Below are 25,921 nucleotides of genomic sequence, written 5' to 3'. Positions count from 1 at the left end.
TGTGTTATCAACCGGATTTGAAGACTACATGATTCCTTGTGTAAACAAGAAAATCTTTGGAGTGGAATGTTTGGGGTGTGGCATGCAACGTTCATTTGTTCATGTTTTTACAGGTGAATTTGCTGCAGCCTTTAAAGTTTATCCTGCTATTTACACCATAATCTTACTTTTAGCCGTGATTTTTGTGAATTTTTTCGTGAAGTTTAAATTCGATTATCAAATTAAGATTGGCCTTATCGCACTGAATGCCATTGTAATAGTGGTCAGTTATTTTATTAAAATGAATCAATTTATCTAGCTAAAATATTTTGGCTTAAAAAAAATTGGTATTTTTAAACAACCAACCAAAAACAAAATTTTTATGGAACAACAAAAATTACCCAATTCAACCTTAATTCTCGTATTCGGAATTATTTCTATAGTCACTTGTTGTTGCTATGGTCTAGGTCTAGTTTTCGGAATTGTAGCTATTGTAATGGCTGGCACTGCAACTAAGTTGTATATGGAAAATCCAGAGCTTTACACCGGATACCAAAACGTAAAAACTGGAAAGATACTGTCGTATATAGGAATTGCGTTAAGTGTAATTTACCTAATCTACGTTATCTATCTATTTTCAACATTTGGAATGGAAGGTATTATGAATATGAACGAAGAACTTATGAGAGAATACGGATTGTAATCTTTCAAGCTAACCAATAAAGAAATGGCTGCGATGAAAATCGGGGCCATTTTGATTTATAGCAAAACCTTTCAGGTTTTAGATTTTGATTCATCACTCAAACCTGTCAAGTTTAACCAACTACTATAAAAAAAGCCGCCCAAATAGGCGGCTTTTTCAAACTATAGGCGATAGTTTATTATTTGCTTATTCCTTAAGAATTTTAAAGTTTTCTATACTTCCATCTTCGAATGCTACTTGGAAAATATAAGTACCAGCTTCTAGGTTAGACAAATCAACCAATCCGTTTTCAAGGTTTTCTTTTACCGATACTTGTTGGCCAAGAATATTTACAACTGATACTGAATTAATTTCCTTGTTTGCTGTAATCTTAACAATGCCACTGCTTGGGTTCGGGTAATATGAAAATGTCGTAGCCGTTTGACTCTCGACTCCTAATTCATCTTCAACTATAATAGTATAGTCTTCTCCCTGTCCATACAGGTACACATCGCATGGGTCTGTTGGCGAAGTATCCCAGTTTTTAATCACTCGCATAGTAGTTTCTCCAAGAACGGCATCGGTTGGAACTGTAATTGTTCCGGTAGTTTGTAGCCCATCGGTACCCGTAGAGTATTCAATGTACCCAATTTCATACATTTCTTCAGCTTCAAACTCATCATTCTGATTCCAATCTATCCATACAGTAAAATACGAAACAAATCCATTCGTATTTCCTTCCAGAGCAATATCGTAGGATATTCCTTGAGCCATTACCCCTTCAATATTTGTAAAATCTTCAAGCGCTGGCGAACCATCGATTGTTGAACTAGATGTATTATCGATATCTGCAAGTACAACACGCGTTATAGGTTCAACAGTATCAGAAATATCAAAGCAAATTGGATCTACAGCTACCACTACATCACAATGTAGTTTAAACACTCCGTGGTGAATTCCGCCATCATCATCTGGTAACCATGGTCCTGAAAACTCACTCATATGAATTACTTCTCCCAGCGTTCCTGCCGAAGTTCCTTCCCAGAATGCCATAGGTGAAGCAACTTCAGGTTGCATCCAGTACGATGTACCCGTTGCTCCGCCATCAAAATTGAGATCAACTTCAACGTAAATTGCATAAACTGTATATCCGAAAGACGCACCAATTGGTACTTGAGCATAAGGGATAAGATCAGTTTCAGAAGCTACTACGGTCGCCCCCGGCTTCCCGCCATCGTCTTCATAAAAATTGAAATCTACAGAGGAAACAGGGTAGTTGGCAAATATGTTGAATACTATAGAGCGAACATTCAAACTTTCATTTGCCTCTACATAAAAGTCGTCTGCACTTCTATAGCCACTTTCTGCAGTAATATTAAATCCATTTTCAAATCCGTTACTGTCGTCACCTTGGTCACAACCTTGTACAGTAGCGTTATGGGCAGTGATAACATTGCTCTCGTTAATAGAGATTGGATTACTTTTAGGTTGTTGGGTCATACTTCTACTCGACTGTAAGGCTTGTTCCGCTCTAAGTTGAGTTAGCGTTTTAAATGGGCTCTGCGCTGTAACAGCGGTGGATGTCCCAAAGACTAATGCCAAGGAAAAAAGCCATAATTGATAGAAGGGTAATTTTTTTCTCATAAGAAACTAGTTTAAAATTAAAATTTATTTAAAAATTAAGTTAAGTAAGCGATGGCTTGCTACTGTAACAATCCAATTACATCAATAACACGATACTAATAGATACATTTAGAAATTAAACAATACCTATTTAATCATTTCATTTTTAACGATAATGTTATTAATAATTTCTAAACTTAGCCATAATATTCAACAAAAACTAAAAGTATTACAAGTCAATTATTTAAATTTTATGCCACAACTAGATAAGCTCTTGAATATCAAGCTAGTTTTAATTTACCCTTAAAACTTGACAGGTTTTTGATTTTTGATTCATTACTCAAACCCGACAGGTTTCCAAAACCTGTCGGGTTTAAAACCATTTCCGACATTGGGTGCTACGTTATCAAGCCTCTTAATCTCTCAAATTAACCCCATAAAAAAACGGCCCCGATAAATACCGGAGCCGTTTAGGTTTACTTTTAATCCTATTAAGGTTGTATATTATTTTTCAAACTCTTTTAAAGTTTCAGTAATAATTGACACACAGTCTAGTAATTGCTCTTCGTTCATAACAAGTGGCGGTGCAAAACGGATGATGTTTCCGTGGGTTGGTTTTGCTAGAAGTCCGTTATCGCGAAGCTTTAAGCAGATATTCCAAGCCGTATCACCATCTTCAGAATCGTTAATTACGATAGCATTAAGCAATCCTTTTCCGCGTACTAGTTTACAGATATTACTGTTTTCAATAAACTTGTTTAATTCGTCACGGAATAGTTTTCCAAGTTTTTCAGCATTTTCGGCAAGGTTTTCTTCTTTTACAACGGTTAGGGCGGCCATTGCTACAGCAGCAGCTACAGGGTTTCCACCAAACGTAGACCCGTGGTTTCCTGGCTGAATTACATTCATAATTTCATCGTTTGCCAAAACAGCCGATACTGGATAAGCTCCACCACTTAACGCTTTCCCTAAGATTAACAGATCTGGTTTAACATTTTCGTGATCTACAGCCAAAAGTTTTCCTGTACGTGCAATTCCTGTTTGTACCTCATCGGCAATAAACAGTACATTGTGCTTTTCGCAAAGAGCTTTCGCCTTGCTTAAATATCCTTCTGAAGGCACATAAACTCCTGCTTCACCTTGAATTGGCTCTACTAAGAAACCAGCAATATTTTTATTGCTTTCTAAATGCTTTTCTAGTGCTTCAAGATTGTCGTATTCAATTTTTATAAATCCTTTAGTATAAGGACCGAAATTTTCACGAGCTACTGGGTCGTTACTAAACGAAATAATTGTAGTTGTTCTTCCGTGGAAGTTGTTTTCACAAACTATTATTTCGGCTTCATTTTCATCGATGCCTTTCTTTTCGTAAGCCCATTTTCTACAAATTTTCAAAGCTGTCTCCACTGCTTCGGCACCTGTATTCATCGGCAATAATTTGTCGAAGTTAAAATACTCACAAGCAAATTTTTCATATTTACCTAGCATATCATTGTGAAATGCACGTGATGTAAGTGTAAGAGTTCTAGCCTGCTCGTCCATTGCACCAACAATTTTTGGATGGCAATGTCCTTGGTTTACTGCAGAATAAGCCGAAAGAAAATCGTAGTATTTCTTGCCTTCTACATCCCAAACATAAACACCTTCTCCCTTGTTTAAAACTACTGGAAGTGGGTGGTAGTTATGGGCTCCATATTTGTTTTCTAATTCGATTGCTTTCTGTGAAGCTGTTTGTTCTAAAACTGACATAAATTTGTAATATTTTGAAATAAAATAGATTTGATTCCTACTTAATGGAGAGAAATCATCCTTGGAGCGCAAATTACTAAATAATTACCACTTTTTTTAGTGCCTTAACAGGATTTAAACCTTACAATTGTGCTATTTTTGCGCCTATGGCGAGAAAAAATAAAAGGGTAATCCTTGAGAATTTAGAGGTGACAGACGCTGGCGCTAAAGGCAAGGCAATTGCTAAGGCAGAGGACGGCAGAATCGTTTTTATTAACAATGCAGTTCCCGGCGATATTGTAGATGTGCAAACTACCAAAAAGAGAAAAGGCTTTTTTGAAGGTTCGGCAATTTCTTTTTCAAAATATTCTGAAAAAAGAGTTGAACCCGTTTGTCCGCATTTCGGTACTTGTGGAGGGTGTAAATGGCAAAATATGGGCTACGAGCATCAGTTGTTTTACAAACATAAAGAAGTAGAACAAAACCTTAAGCGCATTGGCAAAATTGAGCTCCCCGAATTTGAACCAATTTTAGGTTCAGAAAAGCAATATTTCTATCGCAATAAAATGGAATTTTCATTTAGTGATAGCAAATGGCTTACCCTCGATCAAATACGAAGTGGCGAAATAATTGAAAACCGCAATGCTTTAGGCTTCCATATTCCTGGAATGTGGGATAAGATTTTAGATTTAGATAAGTGTTTTTTACAAGCCGACCCAAGTAATGCTATTCGAGATTTTGTTAAGGAAAAGGCCGAAGAGTTAAATCTGCCTTTCTTCAACACCAGAAATCAAGAAGGGCTATTACGAACCTTGATGATTCGTACTTCTTCTACGCAAGAAGTAATGGTTTTGATTCAGTTTTACTACGAGGATAAGGAAAACAGGGAGTTATTACTAAAAGCAATTGCTGAAGAATTCCCCGAAATTACCTCTCTTTTATACGTTATCAATTCAAAAGGAAACGATACCATTTACGATCAAGAAATTGGACTCTTCTACGGTAGAGACCATATATTTGAAGAGATGGAAGGCTTAAAGTTTAAGATTAATGCAAAGTCTTTTTACCAAACGAATAGCGAACAAGCTTACGAATTGTATAAAATTACCCGCGATTTTGCTGGATTAAGCGGGAATGAATTGGTTTACGATTTATATACTGGAACGGGAACTATAGCGCAATTTGTGGCAAAAAAAGCTAAGAAAGTTGTTGGAGTTGAAGCTGTACCTGATGCTATTGAAGCTGCTAAAGAAAACGCACTTTTAAATAATATCGATAACGCCGAGTTTTATGTAGGCGATATGAAAAAGGTATTCAATGAAGCGTTTATTAATACTCACGGCAAGCCAGACGTTGTAATTACCGATCCACCACGAGACGGAATGCACGCCGATGTAGTACAGCAGTTATTGAATTTAGAAGCGCAGCGAATAGTATATGTAAGCTGTAATAGCGCAACTCAAGCTCGCGATTTGGCACTTTTAGATGAAAAGTATAAAGTAATTAAAGTACAGCCAGTAGATATGTTCCCGCAAACACATCACGTAGAAAATGTTGTACTTTTGGAGAAACGCTAAATAAATTAGACGCAGAACAATTTTAAACTTTCGATTTCTATTTTGATTACTTTAATTTTAGATTCTGTGTCAAAAAAAGTGTTTAGGACAATTTTAAAAAACTATGTTTAAAAGAATTATACTTCTCTTTCTTATAATATATGCCTTTAAAGGGTGTACAAAAGATGATATCTGCCCACCAGACACAGCGACAACGGCAAATTTAGTGATCACGTTTAACGATATCGCAAACCCTACGGTGCTTAAGAAAGTTAAGTTTTTGACTGTAAAAACAAATAATTCAGATTCCATCGAAGTTATTCCGCGAAGCAGTACAGATTCTATAGTACTACCGCTTAATACAAACCGAGATACCACAAAATACCTTTTTATAAATACCACAATTACTGAAACAGATACTATTGTAAACATTGACAGAATGATGTTTACGTATAGTAGAGAGAATGGCTACGTAAATCGTGCTTGTGGCTTTAGAACAGAATTCGATAATTTGAATGCTACTTTAGAAGAAGAAGGCAACGAGAATTGGATTGAACAAGTAATACCAAAACGAGAAACTGTAAAAGATGAAAATAGCGCTCACCTTACTTTGCTGCATTAGTCTATTTTGCGGCACTCAATCTATGGTGGCGCAGAAAAATAAAAATGCTAACGATACTATTCCGAAAATTGAAAAATACGGATTGCGTGTTGGCGCAGATTTATCTAAACCTATAAGAACTTTACTCGAAGACGGATATTCTGGCTTTGAAATTATAGGAGATTTTAGGGTTACGGATAAATTCTATGCAGCCGCAGAATTAGGAAACGAAAAGAAAGATTGGGTAGAACCTTATGTATCTTCCAAAACAAGCGGTAGCTATGCCAAACTTGGGTTCGATTACAACGCCTACGAAAATTGGCTTGGAATGGAAAACGCTATTACTATTGGTTTACGCTACGGATTTTCAACATTTAAGCAGAAGTTAATCAGCTACAGAATCTATACCGACAATCCAGCATACCCCAACGAAACTATTTACGACCCTCAAGAATTTACTGGCCTAACAGCACATTGGGCAGAATTAATTGTAGGAGTAAAAACCGAAGTGTTAAACAACCTCTACCTGTCTATAAACCTTCAGCTAAAAAGAAAAGTAGCCGAAGACAAGCCCAGCAACTTCGACAATTTGTACATCCCAGGTTACAACAGAACCTACGATTATAGCGAGTTTGGCGTAGGTTATGGCTATTCTATTTCCTATTTAATTCCTGTTTTTAAGAAAAACAAAACTTCGGAAGTGGCGGGTGATTAGTTGGGAGTTATGAGTTGTGAGTTATGAGTTCAGAGTTTTGAGTTATGAGTTAAGAGTTATGAGTTATTTGGGTGGGGATTATAAAATTCCGTCGATTAATCTGAACTTTCACTAATCAATGTAACCCAAGTTACACTCTAATTATAAAGTAATATTTAGATTTGCTTGTAATGAAACCTAAGAGCACAATAGCATATATCTTCGCCGGACTTATCTTGATGAGTCTGGTTTTTAATAGTTATAGTGGTTTCGCGCATTTCGTTACCGATAACATCACTTTTGTAAAGCCTTATTGTAAAAACAAAATTTCTACTGCTGCCGATTCAAAGGCTGAAGTTATCGACCATCAGCACGAACAACAGGCTCAAATTTCACTTATGTGCACATCATTTGTCGATTTTATAAACCCTGAATTTACCTTGGTTTACAGTGAAGACAATTATGAAAATATTACTTTTAAAGAGTTCCTCAAATTAAATTTGTTTGACGAACGAAACTACCTTCCTCCTCGCCTTTCATAATTATATTCAGGCATTTTATTTTTTATCGATTTAGGAAAACCCGATTCTATAGGTGAATAGATTTTGCTATCGATAAAACATCTATCAATCTTTAACATACATATTTATGAATCCAACGCTAACTGTTGGCAAACGCTCTGTGCAGATATTACGCATTATGGTAAGCGGAATATTTTTAATGGCGGGAGCCAATCACTTAATTGAAATTGAAAAAACAGTAAACCGCATTCAGATGGCTAAATTTAAGGGATTTGCCGAGTTTTTTGGCCACCTTGAACTATTAGTGATTCTATCAGGAATTGTAATGTTGGCGGCGGGGATTAGCTTTTTAATTGGCTTTAAAACCCGATGGGCAGCAATAGTATTGCTCGCTGTGCTTATTCCTATAACTATTACCATTCAGATAGGACAAATAAACAGTTTAGGGCCACTTTTTAAAAATATAGCAATTGCTGGAGGCCTACTCTTTTTTATTCTAAACGACTTTAATAACAACAAAATACAACAACTATGAAAACACTCTTTTCAACTTTTATGCTTTCCCTATTTATGCTTTTGGGGAATATACAAAACACAATAGCACAAGAAACTGAAAAACAAAACTATGTAGTACTCACAAAAAAAGTACAACAACTCAAGCCAATCCTTTTGGCTGCGAAAGAACTTTCAAAAGAAGACGGGAAAAACTTCGGGAATTTTGAAATAATTGTTTGTGGAAAGGAAATTGGCAATTTAACCGATTTGGAAACTATGAAACCTCATCTGAAAGAAGCAAAAAAGGTAGGTGCAAACATCGTTGCCTGTGGATTTTCATTAAAGAAATTTAATGTCGATCCGAAAAAGCTTCCGAAGAAAGTGGAAATAATAGATAATGGAATTTTACACAACCTAAAGCTTCAACAAAAAGGATATTTAAGCTTAGGACTTTAAAAATTTAAATTATGAAAAATATATTTATAGTACTTGTCGCCCTAGTAAGTTTTAGTGTATCAGCTCAACAAAAGCAAATTACAGATGATTTTGTGGTGCTCACTTCAAACCCTGAACAGCTAAAACCCATCTTACTCGCAGCTAAAGAATTAAATACCTCTGGCGACTTTAAAATTGTTCTTTACGGAAATAATGTATTGCCGATAGCCACTTCCGAAACTGAAGAAAGCCGCATACAGGCAATAAAGCAAAACGTAAGTCTGAATGTGTGCCAAATGTCTTTAGACCGTCTAAAAGTAGACCCTAAAGATTTACCTGAAGAAGTGGAAGTTGTAGATAATGCCTTTTTAACTGCTTTTCAACTTCAGAAAAAAGGATATAAATTATTAAGCCTTTAAAATATCTAAAATGAAACCAAATCGTTTTTATACATATATAACTTTAATTGTGGGTATTGCAACTTTTATAGCGTGGAACAGCCCTACTTTTAACAAAAGTCCCCAAGCAAACAGTGACATCCAAGACACTTTAAAAATCACAATTTTACAAACTGCAGATATTCACGGGCAATTGGACCCACACCCTGAGTTATTTTGGGAAAACAATGAGATTGTCTTTAAAAAGCGTGGCGGTTTAGCGCATATAAAAACGCTTTTTGACGAAGAAAGAAAGAAAAACCCAGGAAAGACTGTTATTGTTGATGGCGGTGATTTAATACAAGGAAGTGGTTATGTGGCTTTCTCTGAGGGTGAAGTAATGTCTGAAGTAATTAAAAACATGAACTACGATGTGTTAATTCCTGGCAATTGGGAAGTAATTTACGGCAAGCAAAAAATGCTTGAAGTTTATGAAAAATTTGAAACCCCTACCATTGTTCAGAATATGAAACATGAGGAGAGTAATGAAAATCTTTACCCTTCATATTTAGTAAAGGAAATTGATGGCGTTCGTCTTGGCTTTATCGGCATAAACGACCCAGATGTTCCTATAAGACAGAACCCTATTTTCAGTAAAGGAATTAATTTTAGTCAAATAGACGACAGTGTAAAAAAGTTTATAGACAAGGTAAAGGTAGATGAGAAAATTGACGTAATGTTTTTAGTTACGCATATCGGTATCTATAAGCAGGTTACCTTGGCCAATAGCCCAATTGCTGAAAACGTAGATTATATTCTAGGAAATGACACCCACGAACGCGTTAGGCAGCCCATACAAGGTACTTATGCAAAAGTTACCGAGCCGGGAGCTTTTGGATCGTTTGTAGGAAAGCTAAACTTATATTTTGTAAATAATAAGTTGGTAAAAGACGATTATGAACTTATAGATGTAGATCCTGAAGTATATAAAGCAGATCCTGAACTACAAGCTATAATTAACAAAAACAAAGCTCCGTATCAAGAAAATCTCGAAACTATTGTAGGGTACACAACGGAGCCATTGTATCGATATCTTACAGTTGAAAATCCTATGGATAATTTAATAACCGACGCGGCACGATGGAAAACTGGGGCAGATATTTCAATTTCTAACGGATTTAGATTTGGAAATCCTATCGTTCCAAAAGATGGTAAACCAGCAGCGATAACTCGTGCAAACCTTTGGAATTTAATGCCTGTTAACGAACCGGTAAAAACAGGGAAAGCCACAGGGAAGCAAATTAAAATGTGGTTGGAAAAAGAGATGCATAATGCTTTTGCACAAAATGCTATTGAACGATTTGGCGGATGGCTGGTGCGATTTTCAGGGATGAAAGTTGAGTTTAACAGTCAGAATGATAAAAATGAACGAATAATATCTATAGAAGTAAATGGCGAACCACTTGATGAAAATAGATATTACACAATTTCTGCATGTGAGCGTCCTGGAGATCCAGACCACGTACTGTGTAGAATGCCTAATGTGATTGATGTTGAAACTAAGGATTATACCATTCACGAAGTGGTAGAAGAATACTTAAAGCTTCACTCCCCTATCACACCTAAAATGGACGGTCGCGCCTATTGTGAGTATTTGGGTGTGAATTCGTTTTCTACAGTGCCAGGTACAGACTACATTTTTAAATAAAATACAACCTTTTAAAGAAATTGAATATGAACAAAAAAATAAAGAAAAATTTAATCGAATACGGAGTATTTGCAGTGGTAATACTTGGAATTTACTTTTCTGGGATTCACACTGAAATTATCGGTTTCGCTCAACGCGGTTTATTAGCTACAGGCGCAATGAATCCAGATATTGAAAAAGTAGAGGAAGCTATTACAGACAATGGCCCTACGGCAACCAAAGCCGATTTCAATTTACAGTTGGTAAATTCTAAAGGGGAAAAGGTTTCTATGGAACAATTTCGTGGGAAGGTAATATTTATAAACCTATGGGCTACTTGGTGTCCGCCATGTGTAGCAGAAATGCCTAGCATAAACAAAATGTACAACGACATCGATAAGGATAAAGTTGAAGTGCTTATGATTTCTTTTGATCGTAAGTTTGAAAAGGCAATAGCTTACAAAAAGAGAAACAATTTTGACTTTGAAGTTTATGCTCCAATAGCCGCAATGCCAAGAATGTATGAGTCACAAAGCATCCCTACTACCTATATTATAAATTCAAAAGGAGAATTGGTGTTTACGCATAAAGGAATGGCCGACTACGATAGGCAAGATTTTAAGGATTTCTTGAATAGCCTTTAAACCATTTATTATTCATCCAATTTAAAAGACCATCCGCGTAAAAGTAGATGGTCTTTTTCTTAGATTAGTATCTTTGTTTTTTTGAGATGCTTTATCTTAGTACTCATATCTAAATTATTATGATAATAAACGATTTCAGCAAAGAGAATTCTTTAATCAGTAAATACATTTTTGAGCTTCGCGATGTTTCAATTCAGAAAGATTCAATGCGTTTTAGACGGAATATAGAGCGTATTGGGGAAATAATGAGTTATGAAATTAGTAAAACTTTAAACTATGAAACCGTTAAGGTCACTACTCCACTAGGTGAAAAAGAAGTATATGTTCCTGACAACAAAATAGTATTATGCTCAATTCTACGTGCCGGACTTCCACTTCACAACGGAGTTTTAAATTATTTCGATTCGGTTGAAAACGCTTTTATTTCTGCTTACAGAGAACATCCAAATGATGATGACGACGACTTTGAAGTTATCGTAAGTTATTTAGCTTCACCCTCTATAGAAGGAAAAACCTTGATACTTGTAGATCCTATGCTTGCAACTGGAAAAACCTTGGAAAATGTATTAGAAGCTTTAAAAAATCACGGAAAACCTAAGCAAATACACATATTATCTGTTATAGGTGCTAAACCAGGGATTGAATACGTTGAAAAAATTTTCCCGGCCGATACACATCTATGGATAGCTGCTGTAGATGACAGTTTAGACAGTCGTGGCTATATTATTCCAGGTTTAGGTGATGCAGGAGATTTAGCTTATGGCGAAAAGTTATAGCTTTTAAATTTACTTTTTCTGCAATTTAATAAACAGTTCGTTTCCTTCTCTGGGAGGGATAGAATTGTACGCCATCTCCATTTTATCGATTATAAACTTATCTTCAAACAAAGGAATATAGGCATCTTTATTTCCACCAAATGGTGGCTCGTCACTGTTTAATGGAATATTAAAAAGCAATCCCACTATTTTTCCATTAGGTTTAAGCAAATCGTATACTTTATCGACGTATCGATTCCTTAAAATGGGCTCTAACGCACAGAAAAATGTTTGTTCTAATATTAAATCGAACGAATCGTCTAAATCAAAGAAATCTATGTGTAGTAAATTTTCTTTTGGAAATGATGGAACGCGCTCAGCCAAATTGTTAAGTGGAATTGAGGAAATGTCTGCTATATAAACATTTCTAAAACCATTTTCAAATAAGTATTCCGCCTCATAACTATTCCCTCCGCCGGGAATCAATATTTTTAAATTTTTATCGGTAAGTTGGTCGATATAATCTTCCATCGGAGTGGAAACATAACCTATATCCCAACCTGTTTTACCTTGTTTATAGCGTTCATCCCAATACGACTGATTGTTATTCATATTTTAATTATTAAAGTTTATACTCCAGATACCGCGCACCTCATTTTCGGAATAACCTGTGGCCATATCTAAAGGATACAATTGTTTTATTTTAGCTAATGTAATAGTTTCTAATTCTTTTCCTGGAGTACCATGACATTGAAGGCACATAGTATTAGTAACAATTGGTAAATAAAATTCTGTATTGTTACCTTTTTTCACAAGTATAGGCTCAACTTCCCTCCCTGTTGCAATTTGAGTCTTAAATTGATTAATAAATTCTAGTTCTTGTGAGTTTGCTGTGTTTTTAGGATTTCGAGGTTTATCTGTTACACGCTTTATCGTTGCTTTGTGTATTGTTGCCATACTATCTGTAATGGGCATAGCTTGCACGTTGCAAAAATTTAAGGCTTCTATTACGCCATTTTTTTGTATTTGTCCCATGAGATTTTTACCTAACTCAGCTTTAGTGGTTTGCGCAATTTGCATACCTCGCTCTTTGGAAGAATGTTGTTCAAATAGATTGTTTTCTCCTATTCCTTTTTGCTTCCCTTTACCCCTACTATTACTTTTTTTACCTTTCATTTTCGGTCGGTCACCGTGCATTTTCTTATAATGTGCATCAAACCAAACGGGTTTTTCAATTTCATTATCAAACATATAATCAGCAATTTGCCTAATGGTTTTTTCGGGATAAAATTGATAAGGCATTAAACCAAATTTTTTAATAGCACCAGGCATTTTCGACTTCGCTACCGAAGGTTCTTTTGTCCACGCTACCATCGCATCTACAAATTCCGCTTTGGTAGTTTCTTCAGAAATATAATGCATTTTCACGGCTACCATTGGTGGAGCAATGATGCTTTCTTCTGCAGTTTTTGGATTATGACAGATATTACAGTTATTCTCCATCAACTTCTTTCCAGGATGTTCCTGTGTAGGCATACCTTCCACAGCATGCATTTGTGCTGTTCCTAAATACTCGTCTCGATTGTTTTTACAAGCCGATAATAAAAGTATGGCAATAAATAATAGTGATAATTTCATAACCTATGATTCTTAAATCGCTAAAACCAAAATTAAAATAATAAATTATTTCATATAGTAACAAATGTTACGTAGAACTTTAGGTTTACAGAATTAAAGATAAAAGGTTTAAAAAAATAAAAACTGATATTAATCATTTAGGAAACAAACAAACAGCTCTAATTTTGAACTCAAATACAATAATTATGACCTCCAATTTAGTTTCAAAATATAATGTTCCTGGTCCTAGATACACAAGTTATCCAACTGTTCCATATTGGAATGAGGCTAACTTCTCATTAAAAGAATGGAAAAAAAATGTATCACAAAGTTTTTCTGAAAGCAATTCGAAAGAAGGAATAAGTGTGTATATACACCTGCCTTTTTGTGAAAGCTTGTGTACTTTTTGTGGATGTAATAAACGCATCACCAAAAATCACGCTGTTGAAACCCCATATTTAGAATCTGTTTTAAAAGAATGGCGTCTTTACCTTGCGCTATTTAATGAGAGACCAATTATTAAGGAATTGCATTTAGGAGGAGGAACACCTACTTTTTTTTCAGCAGAAAACTTAAAAATTCTAATTAGAGGTATTTTTCGAGATGCAACAATGGCAGAAAATCCATCATTCAGCTTTGAAGGTCATCCAAACAACACCAAAGGCGATCATTTACAAACTCTTTACGACTGTGGTTTTACAAGAGTGAGCTATGGGGTTCAAGATTATAATCCTACGGTTCAAGTGGCGATTAACAGACTTCAACCCTTTGTGAATGTAAAACGAGTAACCGAAAGTGCTCGGGAAATTGGTTATACCTCGGTAGGACACGACATTATATTTGGACTCCCATTTCAGAAAAAAGAGCACGTAATTTATTCAATAGAAAAAACAAAAGAATTAATGCCAGACCGTATAGCGTTTTACAGCTATGCTCACGTGCCGTGGATAAAGGGAAACGGACAAAGAGGTTTTAAAGAAGCAGACTTACCTACTCCTGCAGAAAAAAGAGATATGTATGAAGCTGGTAAGAAAATGCTAGAAGAAGCTGGATATATTGAAATAGGTATGGACCATTTCGCTTTAAAATCGGATAGCTTATACAAAGCAGTGGAAGAAAAAGAATTGCATAGAAATTTTATGGGATATACCGAAAGTAAAACTCAGTTAATGGTTGGGCTTGGAATTTCTGCCATTGGTGATAGCTGGTACAGTTTTGCCCAAAATGCTAAAAACGTAGAGGAATACCAACATTTGGTTGAACAAGGTGTTCTTCCTGTATATCGAGGTCATATGTTAAATGAAGAAGATCTAATTATTAGAAAACACATTTTAAATATGATGTGTAGTTTAGAAACTTCTTGGGAAGCCATCTCACTTCAATTTCCAGAATTACCAGAAGTACTTCACAACCTAAAGGAAATGGAGACTGATGGTTTGTTGAAAATTGGCGCTAAAGAACTACATATAACAGAAAAAGGCCGTCCTTTTGTGCGTAATATCTGCATGGCATTTGATGTATTATTGCAACGGAATCAACCAGATAGACAACTGTTTTCAATGACTGTTTAAAGTAGTTATTAATAAGGTTTTTGTGACAACCGTCATATTTCTTTTTATTTTATATTCAGACATTTGTGTCAGAAAATAATTTTATCGGTTATGAGTATTGCTAAAAAGCTATTATTTGTTATCCTGATGTTGGGGGTTGTAAATGTTTATTCGCAATTCACTTTAGATGCAGAGCTACGTCCTAGATTTGAGCTTAGACACGGTTATAAAACACTTTACCCAAATAATGTTGATCCTGCGGCCTTTGTTTCACAACGTACACGATTAAATTTTGAATATAAAACTCAAAAACTTCACTTGTATTTAAGTCCGCAAGATGTACGAGTTTGGGGAGATGTGCCACAACTTAATGTAGCAGACAATAATGGCTTTTCACTACATCAGGCCTGGGCAGAAATACTTTTGGTTAAAGATTTTAATTTTAAAATTGGACGTCAGGAGATAGTATACGACGATCAGCGTTTCTTTGGGAATGTTGGCTGGGCCCAACAAGGAAGAAGTCACGACGCTGCAATTTTGAAATATGAACCAAGTTATTTTAAACTTCATTTTGGTGCAGCTTATAATCAGGACAATGAAAGCCTTACTGGAAACTTCCTTACAGTAAATACCTATAAAAGCCTTCAATATATTTGGGTAAATAAGAATTGGGAACAGCTATCTGCAAGTTTTATGTTTTTGAACAACGGACTTCAATATATTGATGAAATTGATGCGGCTAATAATGACACTCGATACAGCCAAACTGTTGGAATGCACTTAAAAACTAGAATTGATAACTTCAACTTTTCTTCAAATCTCTACTATCAATTTGGTAAAGATGTAGCCGATAATGATTTAAGCGCATATTTATTCTCATTGGAAGCGAATTATGCTGCGACTTCAAATCTAAATCTGGGATTAGGCAGCGAGTTACAAAGTGGAAATACTTATGGTGCGCCAGCAAATGGGGAGAATAAAGCCTTTACCCCTCTTTATGGAACAAATCATAAGTTTAATGGGCTCATGGATTACTATTACGTAGGAAACCACATAAATAATGTAGGGCTATTAGACATTTACGGAAATGTAAAGTACATCCTAAATACTACAACAAATTTTAGTTTAGCACTTCATCAATTTTATGCTGCTGCAGACATAAATAACTATGATTCAAATAATTTAGGATTTGAATTGGATTTGTTAACTTCGTACAAATTGAATGAATTTGTAGGGTTAAATCTTGGTTATTCTCAATATTTCGCTACGAAAGGTATCGAAATTGTAAAAAACAACTTTGATGGCAATTCGAATTATTGGGCTTGGGCAATGGTTACAATAAATCCTACACTGTTCACTTATAATAAAAATGAAACAACCAAATTATAAATCAATTTTTAAAAACCAACCATTATGATTATTAAGTTTAAGAGAAAAAATGTAGTAAAACTGTTATTTAGTTTTGGAGCTGCAGCTTTCCTAACTGCATGCGTTAACGATCAATCCAGCAAAACTTATGAAAATGCCTTGGATATCCCTGTGAGTCAAGAAATGATAGCTGAATTAACAGACCCACCATTTGTTCCTACTCCAGTGGGAAAACGTAAAGCTAAAAAGCTAATCGTCGATCTTGAAATTCAAGAAAGAGAAGGCGAAATGGTAAACGGAGTAAAATACGTTTATTGGACGTTTGGGGGTACTGTACCTGGAAGTTTTATTAGAACTCGTGTAGGTGACGAAATTGAGTTTAAACTAAAAAATCACCCAGACAATAAGCTTCCTCATAACATCGACCTTCATGCGGTGAATGGTCCAGGAGGTGGAGCAGAATCTTCATTTGTTGCTCCAGGTCACGAAAAAATCTTTTCATTTAAAACCCTCAACCCGGGGTTATATGTTTACCATTGTGCGACCGCTCCAGTGGGGATGCATATCGCGAACGGGATGTATGGTTTAATTCTAGTTGAGCCAGAAGGTGGTTTAGAACCTGTAGACAGAGAGTATTACATAATGCAGGGTGATTTTTACACCGAAGGAAAGTACGGTGAGCGTGGTTTACAAGCATTCGATATGCAGAAAGCAATCGATGAAAAAGCAGATTATGTAGTGTTTAACGGTCACGTAGGAGCAATGACAGGCGATAATGCGCTTACTGCAAAGGTAGGTGAAACTGTAAGATTATTCGTAGGGAATGGGGGTCCTAACCTAGTTTCATCCTTTCACGTAATTGGAGAAATTTTTGACAAAGTTCACGTTGAGGGTGGCGATTTGGTAAACGACAATGTTCAAACCACTTTAATTCCTGCCGGAGGTGCAGCAATCGTTGAATTTAAAGTAGATGTTCCAGGTTCATTTATATTGGTAGATCACTCTATTTTTAGAGCATTCAACAAAGGAGCGCTTGCCGTATTAAACGTTGAGGGCGAAGAAAATGAAAAAGTATTTGCAGGAGAGATTTACGAAGGAATTTACCTTCCAGAAGGGAGTGTAATCCAATCCATGCCTAGTTTAGGTAAAAAAGATGATAAAAAAGAAGAAGTTAAAGCCTTGAGCTTTGAGGAAAAAATGAAGTTTGGTAAAGATAAATATATGGCTACTTGTGTTGCTTGTCACCAAGCCAATGGGCAGGGAATTGAAGGTGCCTTCCCTCCTTTAGCTAAAGCAGACTACTTAAACGAAGACGTAGATCGCGCAATTGATATCGTATTAAATGGTAAGTCTGGTGAAATTACAGTTAATGGAAAAAAATACAATAGTGTGATGACGGCTCAGGCTCTTAGTGATGAAGATGTTGCAAATGTGTTGACCTATGTATATAACAGCTGGGGCAATAATAAGACAGATGTAACTCCAGAGATGGTAAAAGCTGTAAGAAATAGATAATAAAGTTATATAAAATGAAATTATATCACATCGCCCTTTTCTTATTCTGTTCACTATTATTTGTTAAGGTTACTGCTCAAAATGATAAAATGGCCAAAGTAAAGGGCGGTGTTTTTTTACCGCTCTATGGAACGGCAGACCAATTGGTAAAAGTTGATCCGTTTATGATGGACGTATATCCTGTTACAAATGAGGAATACTTAAATTTTGTAAAGGAAAATCCAAAATGGAAAAAAAGCAACGTTATAAGTCTGTTTGCAGATAAAAGCTATCTTAATAAATGGGAGGATGATGTTACTTATAGTGGTCTTCCTAATGCTCCAATAACAAGTGTTTCTTGGTTTGCAGCAAAAAAATATTGCGAATGCCAAGGAAAACGATTACCAACAGTAGACGAATGGGAGTTTGCCGCCATGGCAAATGAAGACGTTCCCGACGCTAGAAGAATTGAATCTTATAATCAATATATTTTAAGTTGGTACGAAACCCCTAAAACCTATGTAAATCCAATAGGAGAATCCTATAAAAACTATTATGGAATATACGATTTACACGGCCTAGTATGGGAGTGGACACAAGATTTTAATACGGTTCTAATTTCGGGAGAATCACGAAAAGATCAGGATAAAGACTCTAATCTTTTCTGCGGTAGTGCAGCTATTGGCGCTTCAGATTTAATGAATTATGCTGCATTTATGCGATATGCATTTCGCGGAAGTATGAAGGCCCGTTACAGTTCACAAAACCTTGGATTTAGATGTGTTAAGGATATAGAAGAATAGGCTCTACTTCTTAATTCATCATGATAAAAATTAAACATGATTATGAAAAACTTAAAATATATTTTAATTGCAATTTCACTTGTTGCAATGTCCTGTAATAATGCAGTTAATGATTCTAAAGATATTTCTGAAAACAACGCCGAAGAATCTAAGCGTAATGTTATTTCAGATATGTCTATCTATAACCTTCCTTCCCATTGGACAACGCAAGACGGTGCAGGCATTGAACTAAAGGAGCTCGAAGGAAAAGTATTGGCTATGGTTATGATTTATACCTCGTGTCAAGCTGCTTGCCCCAGGTTGGTTGCCGATATGAGAAATATTGAAAAACAAATTCCTAATGATAAAAAGGATGATGTTCAATATGTATTTGTAAGTATAGATCCAGAAACTGATACTCCTGAGCGATTAAAAGCTTTCGCAAAAGAAAACCAGATGGAAGATGACAAATGGCTTTTCCTGCGTGGTAGCGAAGAAGATACTCGTGAATTTGCTGCAGTTTTAGCAGTTAATTACAAACAAATTTCCCCTATAGATTTTTCGCACTCAAATATTATAAGTGTTTTTAATCAAGGGGGTGAACTTGTACATCAACAAGAAGGTCTTGGTGTAGATAACAAAGAAACTATCCAAGCTATAATTGAATTAGCGAGGTAGTAATTTTCAAAAGAAGAAACCAGAAATTTTAAATGCGTCGGCAAGCAGATTTACCTACTGCTGTTATTCTTTATCTGAGTGTGTATTGTTATTATGGTCACCACTGCCTTTACCTCTAAGAACAAAGTTTAGTACAATAGCAGCCATTACAACACATAGTACTGCAAAGAAAATGATGATTGCGGTACCCATGCCCCAATTAGCTAATGGTAAGATTGAATTTGTCATTGCTTAAATATTATTTTGGTTATTAATTAGTTTATTTTCTGATAGCGTAGGCGCGCAGTCTATATTTGAATCTACAGTATCTGTCATTGGTTTTGGTGAAATATAGGGTATTCCTAAGCCCAATCCTCTAACGATAAAGAGACATCCTATAATAACTACCAATACAGGAATTGCTTTACGAATTCGTTGGCGCACTTGCCCATTTAAGAAATTACCAAGATATATAGCAGAGGTCATTAGCGGGATTGTACCCAGCCCAAATATTGCCATATACAAACTTCCTTGAAGCGGGTTTCCTGAAGCAATTGCTCCGAAAACAGCCATATATACTAAACCACAAGGTAAAAAGCCATTTAAAAACCCAATAGTTAAAAACGTATCAGGGGTTTTCTTTTTTAATTCTTTCCCTAATGCAGATTTTACTTTTGAAACAGCTTTATATATAGGTTTTGAGAAGTTGTATTTATTAAAGGTTTTTATAGGAATGAAGATAACAGCAATCATTAATACTCCAATCAAAATTGAAAGTTGTTGCTGAAACCCAAATAAGTTTAAACTTTTTCCTACTAGCCCAAAGACCAAGCCTATAATACTATATGCTAGTATCCTTCCAAAGTGATACAGAAAAATCTGCCCAATTTTCTTGAAGTTGTTAGTTCTATCTACAGGTAATAAAAATGCAATAGGGCCGCACATTCCCACGCAGTGGAAGCTACCTAATAATCCAAATAAAAGTGCGGTGTATAACATTTTAAGAACTCGATTCTGAGTTTATAAATCAATTTAAATAGGGTTTACTATTTAAAAAATCAATCCTTATTAATAAATAATTTCATCTTTAAACAGATAATCTTCACCATCGATACTCCAATGTACGATAGTGTTCCATCGGCCTCCTACCAACTTTTCATCCGGAATAAGTAGGGTTGAACTCGATAGCTTTAATGGCATCTTAAAATCTAATTTCTTGTTGGAAGGTCTATACATCAATACTGTTCCAGAAACCTTTGAATAATCAACTTCCTCGGGAAAGGTAATTAACCATCCTTCGGCTGTTCTTTTTCCTTTAACTTTAGACTTTAAAGTATGTGAATTGGTTTGATCGTCCATTTCTTTTTGGAATACCAATTCTTTTTGATAGTAATCTTCAGTTACCAAATCAAAATCGTATTTATTTTGAGTACTGATTTTTATAACGAAAAACAGTATGAATGATATAAAAAGCACCATCCCAATCACCAATCCTGTACCCCAATTTATCTTCATTACGATTATTATTTAATGATTAATTCTATATTTCAATTTCCTTTTCTAATAAAAGAACTACTTATAACTACGCGGGCCTAAAAAGGTAACACTTGTTGTTTCTATCAATTTGTCACCACTATACACTTCAATCACTGCTCGGTTTTTATCACCGCTTAGGGCTGAGCCATTAATTTCGATAAACAATGTGCCCTCAGCTAAATCTTGAGCAGGAACTATAATTTCCCCTTGTTTTACACTCTTAATTTCCCCTTTAGGCGATTTTAGTTTAAAGTGAATGTCTTCAATATCTCTGGTAGTTTTATTCAACAATTTGTATGTAAATACATTGCTAATAATATTGTTGTCTTTATGCTCATAGAGCTGTCCTGGCAATCGTAAAATATTTGCTTCTACATCACTTCTTAAGAATAACATCCCTGTAAGAACACCTATAAGAATTACTAAAACAGCTGTATATCCTTTTAGTCTGGGTGTGAATTTAAAAGGAGCTTTCTTTTCAATATTTTCTTCACTAGCATATCTAATTAATCCTTTTGGAAGATTAACTGCTTCCATCATACTGTCGCAAGCATCCATACAAGCGGTACAGTTCACGCATTCGAGCTGTGTACCGTTACGGATGTCAATTCCAGTTGGGCACACATGAACACATTGAAAACAGTCTATACAATCACCTTTTCCAGAGGCTTCGCGATCTTCATTTTTTCTGAATTTAGCACGGCCTTTTTCTTTTTCCCCACGTTTGTGGTCGTAGGCTACTACTATAGACTTGTTATCTAGTAAAACACCCTGAAGTCTTCCATACGGACAAGCAATAATACAAACCTGTTCCCGGAACCAAGCGAATATAAAGTAGAAAACACCTGTGAAAATTAATAACGAAATTAGGGTACTTAAATGTTCAAAAGGTCCTTCAAAAATGTATTGTATTAATCGATCGCTTCCTATTAGATAGGCTAGAAATATGTTGGCTATTAAGAATGAAATAATAAAGAATATAGTCCACTTTAAAACGCGCTTTCTAATTTTTTCGGCATCCCACTTTTGTTTATCCAAACGTATTTGAGCCCCTCTATCGCCATCAATCCAGTATTCAATTCTGCGGAAAACCATTTCCATAAAAATAGTTTGTGGGCAAATCCACCCACAAAATATTCGGCCGAAAGCGGCGGTAAACAATAGGATAAAAACTACCCCAATTACCATCATTATAACAAACAGGTAAAAGTCTTGTGGCCAAAATGGAAAACCAAATATATTAAAGCGTCGTTCTAATACATTAAAAAGTAAAAACTGGTTGCCATTAATTTTTATAAACGGGGCAGCAAATAGAAAGGCAAGCAAAACATAACTTACATACTTTCTGTAATCGTAATACTTACCGGAAGGTTTTTTAGGATACACCCAAGCTCTTTTCCCTTCTTCATTCATCGTACCGATGCTGTCTCTAAAGCTTTCGTTCTCTGGAGTTTCCAATGGTATTATATTTTAATGTGAAACGTAATATTGCTACTAGTAACTTAGAGTTTAGGTTAAATGCTACCCCTAAGTTACTAGCTATAGACACAAGTAATTTCTCTAATTAGACTTCAGTATTGTCTGCTGTTTCATTCTCTTTAACAGCCTCTTCCAATGTGTCTTCTTCTTTCCAAATTTCACCTTCAGGTTCTTTTCCATCTGCTGGATTTGTACCGTGAAGGGTCATTACATAACTTGATACTTGGGCAATTTCACTTGGTTTTAAATCTGTTTTCCAAGCAATCATTCCCTTTCCTGCACGACCTCCTTCGCTAATGGTATTGTAAATGTTTTTAATACCTCCGCCTAAAATCCAATAATCGTCGGTTAGGTTGGGGCCAATACCGCCACCTCCACTGTCTTTATGACAAGCCACACAGTTATCGGTGTATATAGCTTTACCCGCAGCAAGATCTGAAGGAGAATCTAAAAACTCTACGGTACTAGCATCGATAAGGTCTTTGTTGTTTTCTTTATATTTCGCAATATCAATTTTAGCCTGTGCTATTTCAGTTTCAAGTTCATCAATTTGATTTGGACCATCAAAGATTTCATAATAAACTAGATATACACCTGCAAAAACAATTGTTGCATAGAACAAGTATTTCCACCATGGCGGAAGGTTATTATCCAACTCGCGAATGCCATCATAGTTATGATCTAAAACTATTTCTTGCTCTTTTTCTATCGGTTTAGAATCGAGCATTTCCTTATACTTTTTCTTAATCCAACCGAATTGGTTTTCTTCTATAGTTGCATATCGCTTTTTAGCCTCATCGTCTAACCCTGTGTATAAAACACGCTGTAGCGCAGCTGCAACTATTTCGAAAGCAACAGCAAAGAAAAACACCACGCCTAAAACAGCCCAGATAATTGGATATTTTACGATTGCCCATTCCTCTCCAGAATCTACTATAAACTCTAGTAGGAAAAAGGCGAGAATCATAAAGCCTATGACTCTTAAATATGACATTACGTTTTTCATAGTATTTGGTCGTTTTGGTTATTAGTATCGTCTTCCAATGGAATATTACTCACTTCGGTAATGTGCTCTTTCTTAGCTGTAATCACCCAATAAAAGAGCCCAACAAAGAAGAAAAAGAATATTAATAGTGATATCAATGGATATATTTGAACATCGTCTATGTTCTCTAGGTTTCCTTTTACAAATTTCAACATAACTAGTCGTTTAATGCCGATGCATCTTCGGCGTTTTGTACTTTAATATCGGTTCCTAATCGTTGTAGATAAGCAATTATCGCAACAATTTCTCGGTCTTTCATCTCAATAAATTCTTCCCCGTTTTCTTGAGCATACTTCATATCTGCCTCATATGATGAAGCAAAATCTGGGTCGCTATATAGGTTCTTTTCTATTTGAGTTCCTTGTTCCGTCATCCACTCTTGTGCTCTTGCTATTTCTTCGTCTGTATACGGAACACCTATTTTAGATAGGGCACGCATTTTTGATTCGGTATCAGATTTATCTAGTTCTGATGTAATCAACCATTTATACGAAGGCATAATAGATCCTGATGAAGTACTCTGCGGGTCGTACATGTGGTTTAAGTGCCAGTTATCAGAATACTTACCTCCTACTCTGTGAAGGTCTGGCCCCGTACGCTTACTTCCCCAAAGGAATGGATGGTCGTAAACAAATTCACCAGATTTTGAATATTCACCATAACGTTCTACTTCACTTCTAAATGGTCTAATCATTTGTGTATGGCAGTTCACACAACCTTCGCGGATGTAAATGTCACGACCTTCTAACTCTAAAGGTGTATACGGTTTTACACTAGAAATTGCAGGAACATAATCGTCTACCATTAATGAAGGAATAATCTGCACCATTCCACCAATTAAAATTGCAATTGTTGCATAAATCGTCAATTTAATTGGGCGACGCTCCAACCAAGTATGCCATCCTTCACCTGAAGTTTGTCTTTTAGTAACTGGAGTTAATGGAGCCGCTTCAGCAAGTTCGTCTGTAACCTTACTACCTTTTCTCGCAGTCATTATAATATTGTAAAGCAAAATGAAAGCCCCTGTAATATATAAGCTACCCCCTATTGCTCTCATCCAATACATTGGCATGATTTGGGTAACAGTTTCAAGGAAGTTACCATAAGTAAGCGTTCCATCGGGGTTAAACTGGTTCCACATAGAAGCTTGCATAAATCCAGCTACATACATAGGTAACGCATACATAATGATACCTAAGGTACCTATCCAGAAATGCGCGTTTGCCAATTGAACTGAGAAAAGTTTGGTTTTAAACAGTCGTGGTACCAACCAATAAATCATACCAAAGGCTAAGAACCCATTCCACGCTAGTGCACCTACGTGAACGTGCGCTACAATCCAATCGGTAAAGTGAGCAATAGCATTCACGTTTTTAAGTGAAAGCATTGGTCCTTCAAAAGTCGCCATCCCGTAACCGGTAATTGCCACTACCATAAATTTTAGTACAGGATCAACTCGTACTTTATCCCAAGCACCACGCAAGGTTAGAAGCCCGTTAATCATACCTCCCCAAGATGGAGCAAGTAGCATTACAGAGAATGCAACTCCTAAGTTTTGCGCCCATTCTGGAAGTGATGTGTACAACAAATGGTGAGGTCCTGCCCATATATAAATGAAAATTAAAGACCAGAAGTGAACAATAGAAAGTCTGTATGAATACACAGGTCTATTTGCAGCTTTAGGAACAAAGTAGTACATCAATCCAAGGAAAGGTGTAGTTAAGAAAAACGCTACTGCGTTGTGTCCATACCACCATTGTACCAGGGCATCTTGCACTCCAGAATACATTGAATAACTCTTTAATGCTGTTACAGGAATTGCCATACTATTTACAATATGCAATACTGCCACAGTTACCCATGTTCCTAAATAGAACCAAAGTGCAACGTACAAGTGACGTTGACGTCTTTTTACCATGGTCATAATTAAGTTTACACCAAAAGCCACCCAAATTATTGCAATTGCAACATCAATTGGCCACTCTAGCTCTGCGTATTCTTTTGAAGTGGTATACCCTAAAGGTAAGGTAATGGCTGCTGCAACTATAATTGCCTGCCATCCCCAAAAGTTAAGGTTACTTAAAAAATCGCTCCACATTCTAGCTTTAAGCAAACGTTGAGAGGAATAATAAACCCCTGCAAAGATTGCATTTCCTACGAAAGCGAAAATTACGGCATTGGTATGCAATGGTCTTAAACGACCAAAACTTAGCCAAGAAATTCCGTCTGTCATATTCGGAAACATAAACATATAAGCCAGTAGTAAGCCAACGCTCATACCTATAAGCCCCCAAAAGATGGTAGCATAGATAAACTTTTTGACAATCTGATTGTCATAGTAAAACTGTTCTGTTTGCATAATGGTAAAAGAATTATTTTTCTGGATTGGTTAAATTTACTTTAGTTTTATTCAGTTTTTTTCCGGTATTATCTCCTGTTAGTTCGGCATCTTCTTTTACAAGTTCATCGTCAAAAAGCATTCGTACAGATGGCGTATAGGTATCGTCGTATTGCCCTTTTCTTACTGAAAAAATAAACAGTACAAAAAAGATAATCGCAACTAAAAGACTGAGCGCCAAGAGCATGTAAATTATCGTCATTTTTTAACTATCAAAT

General features: G+C 35.8%; 29 protein-coding genes. 17 read left to right on the top strand and 12 right to left on the bottom strand.

What is annotated here, in order from left to right:
• The first annotated feature begins 1 nt into the window (after nt 1).
• The gene (locus tag K8344_RS10485; RefSeq protein ID WP_420908353.1) at nt 2–298 is read left to right on the top strand and encodes a DUF2752 domain-containing protein; all 297 of its coding nucleotides are present in this window, start codon (nt 2–4) and stop codon (nt 296–298) included.
• A gap of 63 nt (nt 299–361) precedes the next feature.
• Nucleotides 362–682 carry a CCC motif membrane protein gene (locus K8344_RS10480; RefSeq protein ID WP_237608646.1) on the top strand — a complete coding sequence of 107 codons (321 nt, stop codon included), beginning with the start codon at nt 362–364 and terminating at the stop codon, nt 680–682.
• Nucleotides 683–868: 186 nt separating this feature from the next.
• Here the strand turns inward: K8344_RS10480 and K8344_RS10475 are convergent, their stop codons facing one another.
• Together K8344_RS10475 and rocD are read right to left on the bottom strand one after the other, a co-directional pair.
• On the bottom strand, nt 869–2,305 hold the full coding sequence (locus tag K8344_RS10475; RefSeq protein ID WP_237608645.1) for a GEVED domain-containing protein: 1,437 nt from the start codon (nt 2,303–2,305) through the stop codon (nt 869–871).
• A 483-nt stretch (nt 2,306–2,788) separates the two neighbouring features.
• Nucleotides 2,789–4,033: an ornithine--oxo-acid transaminase gene (gene rocD / locus K8344_RS10470; RefSeq protein ID WP_237608644.1), complete on the bottom strand. Its 1,245-nt coding sequence runs from the start codon at nt 4,031–4,033 to the stop codon at nt 2,789–2,791.
• A gap of 146 nt (nt 4,034–4,179) precedes the next feature.
• On the opposite strand from rocD, the gene rlmD reads away from it, so the two are divergent.
• The 10 genes from rlmD (at nt 4,180) to upp (ending at nt 11,798) form a co-directional block, all read left to right on the top strand.
• The gene (rlmD, locus tag K8344_RS10465; RefSeq protein WP_237608643.1) at nt 4,180–5,589 is read left to right on the top strand and encodes a 23S rRNA (uracil(1939)-C(5))-methyltransferase RlmD; all 1,410 of its coding nucleotides are present in this window, start codon (nt 4,180–4,182) and stop codon (nt 5,587–5,589) included.
• A gap of 103 nt (nt 5,590–5,692) precedes the next feature.
• Entirely contained in the window at nt 5,693–6,190 is a 498-nt protein-coding gene (locus K8344_RS10460) for a DUF6452 family protein (protein WP_237608642.1), read from the top strand.
• Complete coding sequence (locus K8344_RS10455) at nt 6,156–6,884, top strand: DUF6048 family protein (RefSeq protein ID WP_237608641.1); 729 nt, start codon at nt 6,156–6,158, stop codon at nt 6,882–6,884. The genes K8344_RS10460 and K8344_RS10455 overlap by 35 nt, the downstream gene beginning before the upstream one ends.
• Before the next feature lie 170 nt (nt 6,885–7,054).
• On the top strand, nt 7,055–7,405 hold the full coding sequence (locus K8344_RS10450; RefSeq protein ID WP_237608640.1) for a hypothetical protein: 351 nt from the start codon (nt 7,055–7,057) through the stop codon (nt 7,403–7,405).
• Nucleotides 7,406–7,511: 106 nt separating this feature from the next.
• The gene (locus K8344_RS10445; RefSeq protein WP_237608639.1) at nt 7,512–7,919 is read left to right on the top strand and encodes a DoxX family protein; all 408 of its coding nucleotides are present in this window, start codon (nt 7,512–7,514) and stop codon (nt 7,917–7,919) included.
• A complete protein-coding gene (locus K8344_RS10440) occupies nt 7,916–8,335 on the top strand; it encodes a DsrE family protein (RefSeq protein ID WP_237608638.1) in 420 nt (139 codons plus the stop codon). Before K8344_RS10445 ends, K8344_RS10440 begins: the two co-directional genes overlap by 4 nt.
• Nucleotides 8,336–8,346: 11 nt before the next feature.
• On the top strand, nt 8,347–8,733 hold the full coding sequence (locus K8344_RS10435; RefSeq protein WP_237608637.1) for a DsrE family protein: 387 nt from the start codon (nt 8,347–8,349) through the stop codon (nt 8,731–8,733).
• Nucleotides 8,734–8,743: 10 nt separating this feature from the next.
• Complete coding sequence (locus K8344_RS10430; protein ID WP_237608636.1) at nt 8,744–10,399, top strand: bifunctional metallophosphatase/5'-nucleotidase; 1,656 nt, start codon at nt 8,744–8,746, stop codon at nt 10,397–10,399.
• A 26-nt stretch (nt 10,400–10,425) separates the two neighbouring features.
• The gene (locus K8344_RS10425; protein ID WP_237608635.1) at nt 10,426–11,022 is read left to right on the top strand and encodes a TlpA family protein disulfide reductase; all 597 of its coding nucleotides are present in this window, start codon (nt 10,426–10,428) and stop codon (nt 11,020–11,022) included.
• 119 nt (nt 11,023–11,141) lie between these two features.
• Nucleotides 11,142–11,798: a uracil phosphoribosyltransferase gene (upp, locus tag K8344_RS10420; protein ID WP_237608634.1), complete on the top strand. Its 657-nt coding sequence runs from the start codon at nt 11,142–11,144 to the stop codon at nt 11,796–11,798.
• 9 nt (nt 11,799–11,807) lie between these two features.
• Here the strand turns inward: upp and K8344_RS10415 are convergent, their stop codons facing one another.
• Complete coding sequence (locus K8344_RS10415) at nt 11,808–12,389, bottom strand: methyltransferase (protein WP_237608633.1); 582 nt, start codon at nt 12,387–12,389, stop codon at nt 11,808–11,810.
• A gap of 3 nt (nt 12,390–12,392) precedes the next feature.
• Nucleotides 12,393–13,415 (bottom strand): Tll0287-like domain-containing protein, encoded by a 1,023-nt coding sequence (locus K8344_RS10410; protein WP_237608632.1) that lies wholly within the window; start codon nt 13,413–13,415, stop codon nt 12,393–12,395.
• A gap of 185 nt (nt 13,416–13,600) precedes the next feature.
• On the opposite strand from K8344_RS10410, the gene hemN reads away from it, so the two are divergent.
• The 5 genes from hemN to K8344_RS10385 all read left to right on the top strand — a co-directional run bounded on the left by hemN (nt 13,601) and on the right by K8344_RS10385 (nt 19,266).
• Complete coding sequence (gene hemN, locus K8344_RS10405; protein ID WP_237608631.1) at nt 13,601–14,965, top strand: oxygen-independent coproporphyrinogen III oxidase; 1,365 nt, start codon at nt 13,601–13,603, stop codon at nt 14,963–14,965.
• Nucleotides 14,966–15,055: 90 nt separating this feature from the next.
• Nucleotides 15,056–16,333: an alginate export family protein gene (locus tag K8344_RS10400; RefSeq protein ID WP_237608630.1), complete on the top strand. Its 1,278-nt coding sequence runs from the start codon at nt 15,056–15,058 to the stop codon at nt 16,331–16,333.
• A gap of 24 nt (nt 16,334–16,357) precedes the next feature.
• Nucleotides 16,358–17,827, top strand: a complete 1,470-nt coding sequence (nirK, locus tag K8344_RS10395; protein ID WP_237608629.1) for a copper-containing nitrite reductase — start codon at nt 16,358–16,360, stop codon at nt 17,825–17,827.
• Nucleotides 17,828–17,841: 14 nt separating this feature from the next.
• Nucleotides 17,842–18,609 (top strand): formylglycine-generating enzyme family protein, encoded by a 768-nt coding sequence (locus tag K8344_RS10390; protein WP_237608628.1) that lies wholly within the window; start codon nt 17,842–17,844, stop codon nt 18,607–18,609.
• A gap of 42 nt (nt 18,610–18,651) precedes the next feature.
• Entirely contained in the window at nt 18,652–19,266 is a 615-nt protein-coding gene (locus tag K8344_RS10385) for an SCO family protein (protein ID WP_237608627.1), read from the top strand.
• A 63-nt stretch (nt 19,267–19,329) separates the two neighbouring features.
• On the opposite strand, the gene K8344_RS10380 is transcribed toward K8344_RS10385, so the two are convergent.
• The 8 genes from K8344_RS10380 to ccoS all read right to left on the bottom strand — a co-directional run bounded on the left by K8344_RS10380 (nt 19,330) and on the right by ccoS (nt 25,905).
• A complete protein-coding gene (locus K8344_RS10380; RefSeq protein ID WP_237608626.1) occupies nt 19,330–19,494 on the bottom strand; it encodes a hypothetical protein in 165 nt (54 codons plus the stop codon).
• A 3-nt stretch (nt 19,495–19,497) separates the two neighbouring features.
• Nucleotides 19,498–20,244 carry a sulfite exporter TauE/SafE family protein gene (locus tag K8344_RS10375; RefSeq protein WP_237608625.1) on the bottom strand — a complete coding sequence of 249 codons (747 nt, stop codon included), beginning with the start codon at nt 20,242–20,244 and terminating at the stop codon, nt 19,498–19,500.
• Nucleotides 20,245–20,313: 69 nt separating this feature from the next.
• Nucleotides 20,314–20,760, bottom strand: coding sequence for a FixH family protein (locus tag K8344_RS10370; RefSeq protein ID WP_237608624.1), 447 nt, complete (start codon nt 20,758–20,760; stop codon nt 20,314–20,316).
• A gap of 57 nt (nt 20,761–20,817) precedes the next feature.
• Nucleotides 20,818–22,239, bottom strand: coding sequence for a cytochrome c oxidase accessory protein CcoG (gene ccoG / locus K8344_RS10365; RefSeq protein ID WP_237608623.1), 1,422 nt, complete (start codon nt 22,237–22,239; stop codon nt 20,818–20,820).
• Nucleotides 22,240–22,345: 106 nt separating this feature from the next.
• The gene (locus K8344_RS10360; protein ID WP_237608622.1) at nt 22,346–23,266 is read right to left on the bottom strand and encodes a cbb3-type cytochrome c oxidase N-terminal domain-containing protein; all 921 of its coding nucleotides are present in this window, start codon (nt 23,264–23,266) and stop codon (nt 22,346–22,348) included.
• Complete coding sequence (locus tag K8344_RS10355) at nt 23,263–23,460, bottom strand: CcoQ/FixQ family Cbb3-type cytochrome c oxidase assembly chaperone (RefSeq protein WP_139856585.1); 198 nt, start codon at nt 23,458–23,460, stop codon at nt 23,263–23,265. The genes K8344_RS10360 and K8344_RS10355 overlap by 4 nt, the downstream gene beginning before the upstream one ends.
• Before the next feature lie 2 nt (nt 23,461–23,462).
• Entirely contained in the window at nt 23,463–25,664 is a 2,202-nt protein-coding gene (gene ccoN, locus K8344_RS10350) for a cytochrome-c oxidase, cbb3-type subunit I (RefSeq protein ID WP_237608621.1), read from the bottom strand.
• Nucleotides 25,665–25,677: 13 nt separating this feature from the next.
• Nucleotides 25,678–25,905: a cbb3-type cytochrome oxidase assembly protein CcoS gene (gene ccoS, locus K8344_RS10345; RefSeq protein ID WP_237608620.1), complete on the bottom strand. Its 228-nt coding sequence runs from the start codon at nt 25,903–25,905 to the stop codon at nt 25,678–25,680.
• Nucleotides 25,906–25,921: the final 16 nt, after the last annotated feature.

This window comes from Aequorivita xiaoshiensis (genome assembly GCF_022008395.1).
Lineage (GTDB): Bacteria > Bacteroidota > Bacteroidia > Flavobacteriales > Flavobacteriaceae > Aequorivita > Aequorivita xiaoshiensis.
Note: the sequence above shows the minus strand (reverse complement) of the source record. Positions and strands in the feature narration are given on the sequence as shown.

What these genes read in the sequence shown, in the direction of transcription:
- rlmD (WP_237608643.1), top strand. Translation starts at nt 4,180, where the DNA reads ATGGCGAGAAAAAATAAAAGGGTAATCCTTGAGAATTTAGAGGTGACA.
- K8344_RS10415 (WP_237608633.1), bottom strand. Translation starts at nt 12,389, where the DNA reads ATGAATAACAATCAGTCGTATTGGGATGAACGCTATAAACAAGGTAAA.
- K8344_RS10390 (WP_237608628.1), top strand. Translation starts at nt 17,842, where the DNA reads ATGAAATTATATCACATCGCCCTTTTCTTATTCTGTTCACTATTATTT.
- K8344_RS10440 (WP_237608638.1), top strand. Translation starts at nt 7,916, where the DNA reads ATGAAAACACTCTTTTCAACTTTTATGCTTTCCCTATTTATGCTTTTG.
- K8344_RS10400 (WP_237608630.1), top strand. Translation starts at nt 15,056, where the DNA reads ATGAGTATTGCTAAAAAGCTATTATTTGTTATCCTGATGTTGGGGGTT.
- K8344_RS10460 (WP_237608642.1), top strand. Translation starts at nt 5,693, where the DNA reads ATGTTTAAAAGAATTATACTTCTCTTTCTTATAATATATGCCTTTAAA.
- K8344_RS10410 (WP_237608632.1), bottom strand. Translation starts at nt 13,415, where the DNA reads ATGAAATTATCACTATTATTTATTGCCATACTTTTATTATCGGCTTGT.
- K8344_RS10380 (WP_237608626.1), bottom strand. Translation starts at nt 19,494, where the DNA reads ATGACAAATTCAATCTTACCATTAGCTAATTGGGGCATGGGTACCGCA.
- K8344_RS10375 (WP_237608625.1), bottom strand. Translation starts at nt 20,244, where the DNA reads ATGTTATACACCGCACTTTTATTTGGATTATTAGGTAGCTTCCACTGC.
- K8344_RS10450 (WP_237608640.1), top strand. Translation starts at nt 7,055, where the DNA reads ATGAAACCTAAGAGCACAATAGCATATATCTTCGCCGGACTTATCTTG.
- K8344_RS10355 (WP_139856585.1), bottom strand. Translation starts at nt 23,460, where the DNA reads ATGTTGAAATTTGTAAAAGGAAACCTAGAGAACATAGACGATGTTCAA.
- K8344_RS10475 (WP_237608645.1), bottom strand. Translation starts at nt 2,305, where the DNA reads ATGAGAAAAAAATTACCCTTCTATCAATTATGGCTTTTTTCCTTGGCA.
- K8344_RS10455 (WP_237608641.1), top strand. Translation starts at nt 6,156, where the DNA reads ATGAAAATAGCGCTCACCTTACTTTGCTGCATTAGTCTATTTTGCGGC.
- upp (WP_237608634.1), top strand. Translation starts at nt 11,142, where the DNA reads ATGATAATAAACGATTTCAGCAAAGAGAATTCTTTAATCAGTAAATAC.
- K8344_RS10360 (WP_237608622.1), bottom strand. Translation starts at nt 23,266, where the DNA reads ATGAAAAACGTAATGTCATATTTAAGAGTCATAGGCTTTATGATTCTC.
- ccoN (WP_237608621.1), bottom strand. Translation starts at nt 25,664, where the DNA reads ATGCAAACAGAACAGTTTTACTATGACAATCAGATTGTCAAAAAGTTT.
- K8344_RS10430 (WP_237608636.1), top strand. Translation starts at nt 8,744, where the DNA reads ATGAAACCAAATCGTTTTTATACATATATAACTTTAATTGTGGGTATT.
- rocD (WP_237608644.1), bottom strand. Translation starts at nt 4,033, where the DNA reads ATGTCAGTTTTAGAACAAACAGCTTCACAGAAAGCAATCGAATTAGAA.
- K8344_RS10480 (WP_237608646.1), top strand. Translation starts at nt 362, where the DNA reads ATGGAACAACAAAAATTACCCAATTCAACCTTAATTCTCGTATTCGGA.
- nirK (WP_237608629.1), top strand. Translation starts at nt 16,358, where the DNA reads ATGATTATTAAGTTTAAGAGAAAAAATGTAGTAAAACTGTTATTTAGT.
- K8344_RS10435 (WP_237608637.1), top strand. Translation starts at nt 8,347, where the DNA reads ATGAAAAATATATTTATAGTACTTGTCGCCCTAGTAAGTTTTAGTGTA.
- K8344_RS10385 (WP_237608627.1), top strand. Translation starts at nt 18,652, where the DNA reads ATGAAAAACTTAAAATATATTTTAATTGCAATTTCACTTGTTGCAATG.
- K8344_RS10425 (WP_237608635.1), top strand. Translation starts at nt 10,426, where the DNA reads ATGAACAAAAAAATAAAGAAAAATTTAATCGAATACGGAGTATTTGCA.
- ccoS (WP_237608620.1), bottom strand. Translation starts at nt 25,905, where the DNA reads ATGACGATAATTTACATGCTCTTGGCGCTCAGTCTTTTAGTTGCGATT.
- K8344_RS10445 (WP_237608639.1), top strand. Translation starts at nt 7,512, where the DNA reads ATGAATCCAACGCTAACTGTTGGCAAACGCTCTGTGCAGATATTACGC.
- K8344_RS10370 (WP_237608624.1), bottom strand. Translation starts at nt 20,760, where the DNA reads ATGAAGATAAATTGGGGTACAGGATTGGTGATTGGGATGGTGCTTTTT.
- hemN (WP_237608631.1), top strand. Translation starts at nt 13,601, where the DNA reads ATGACCTCCAATTTAGTTTCAAAATATAATGTTCCTGGTCCTAGATAC.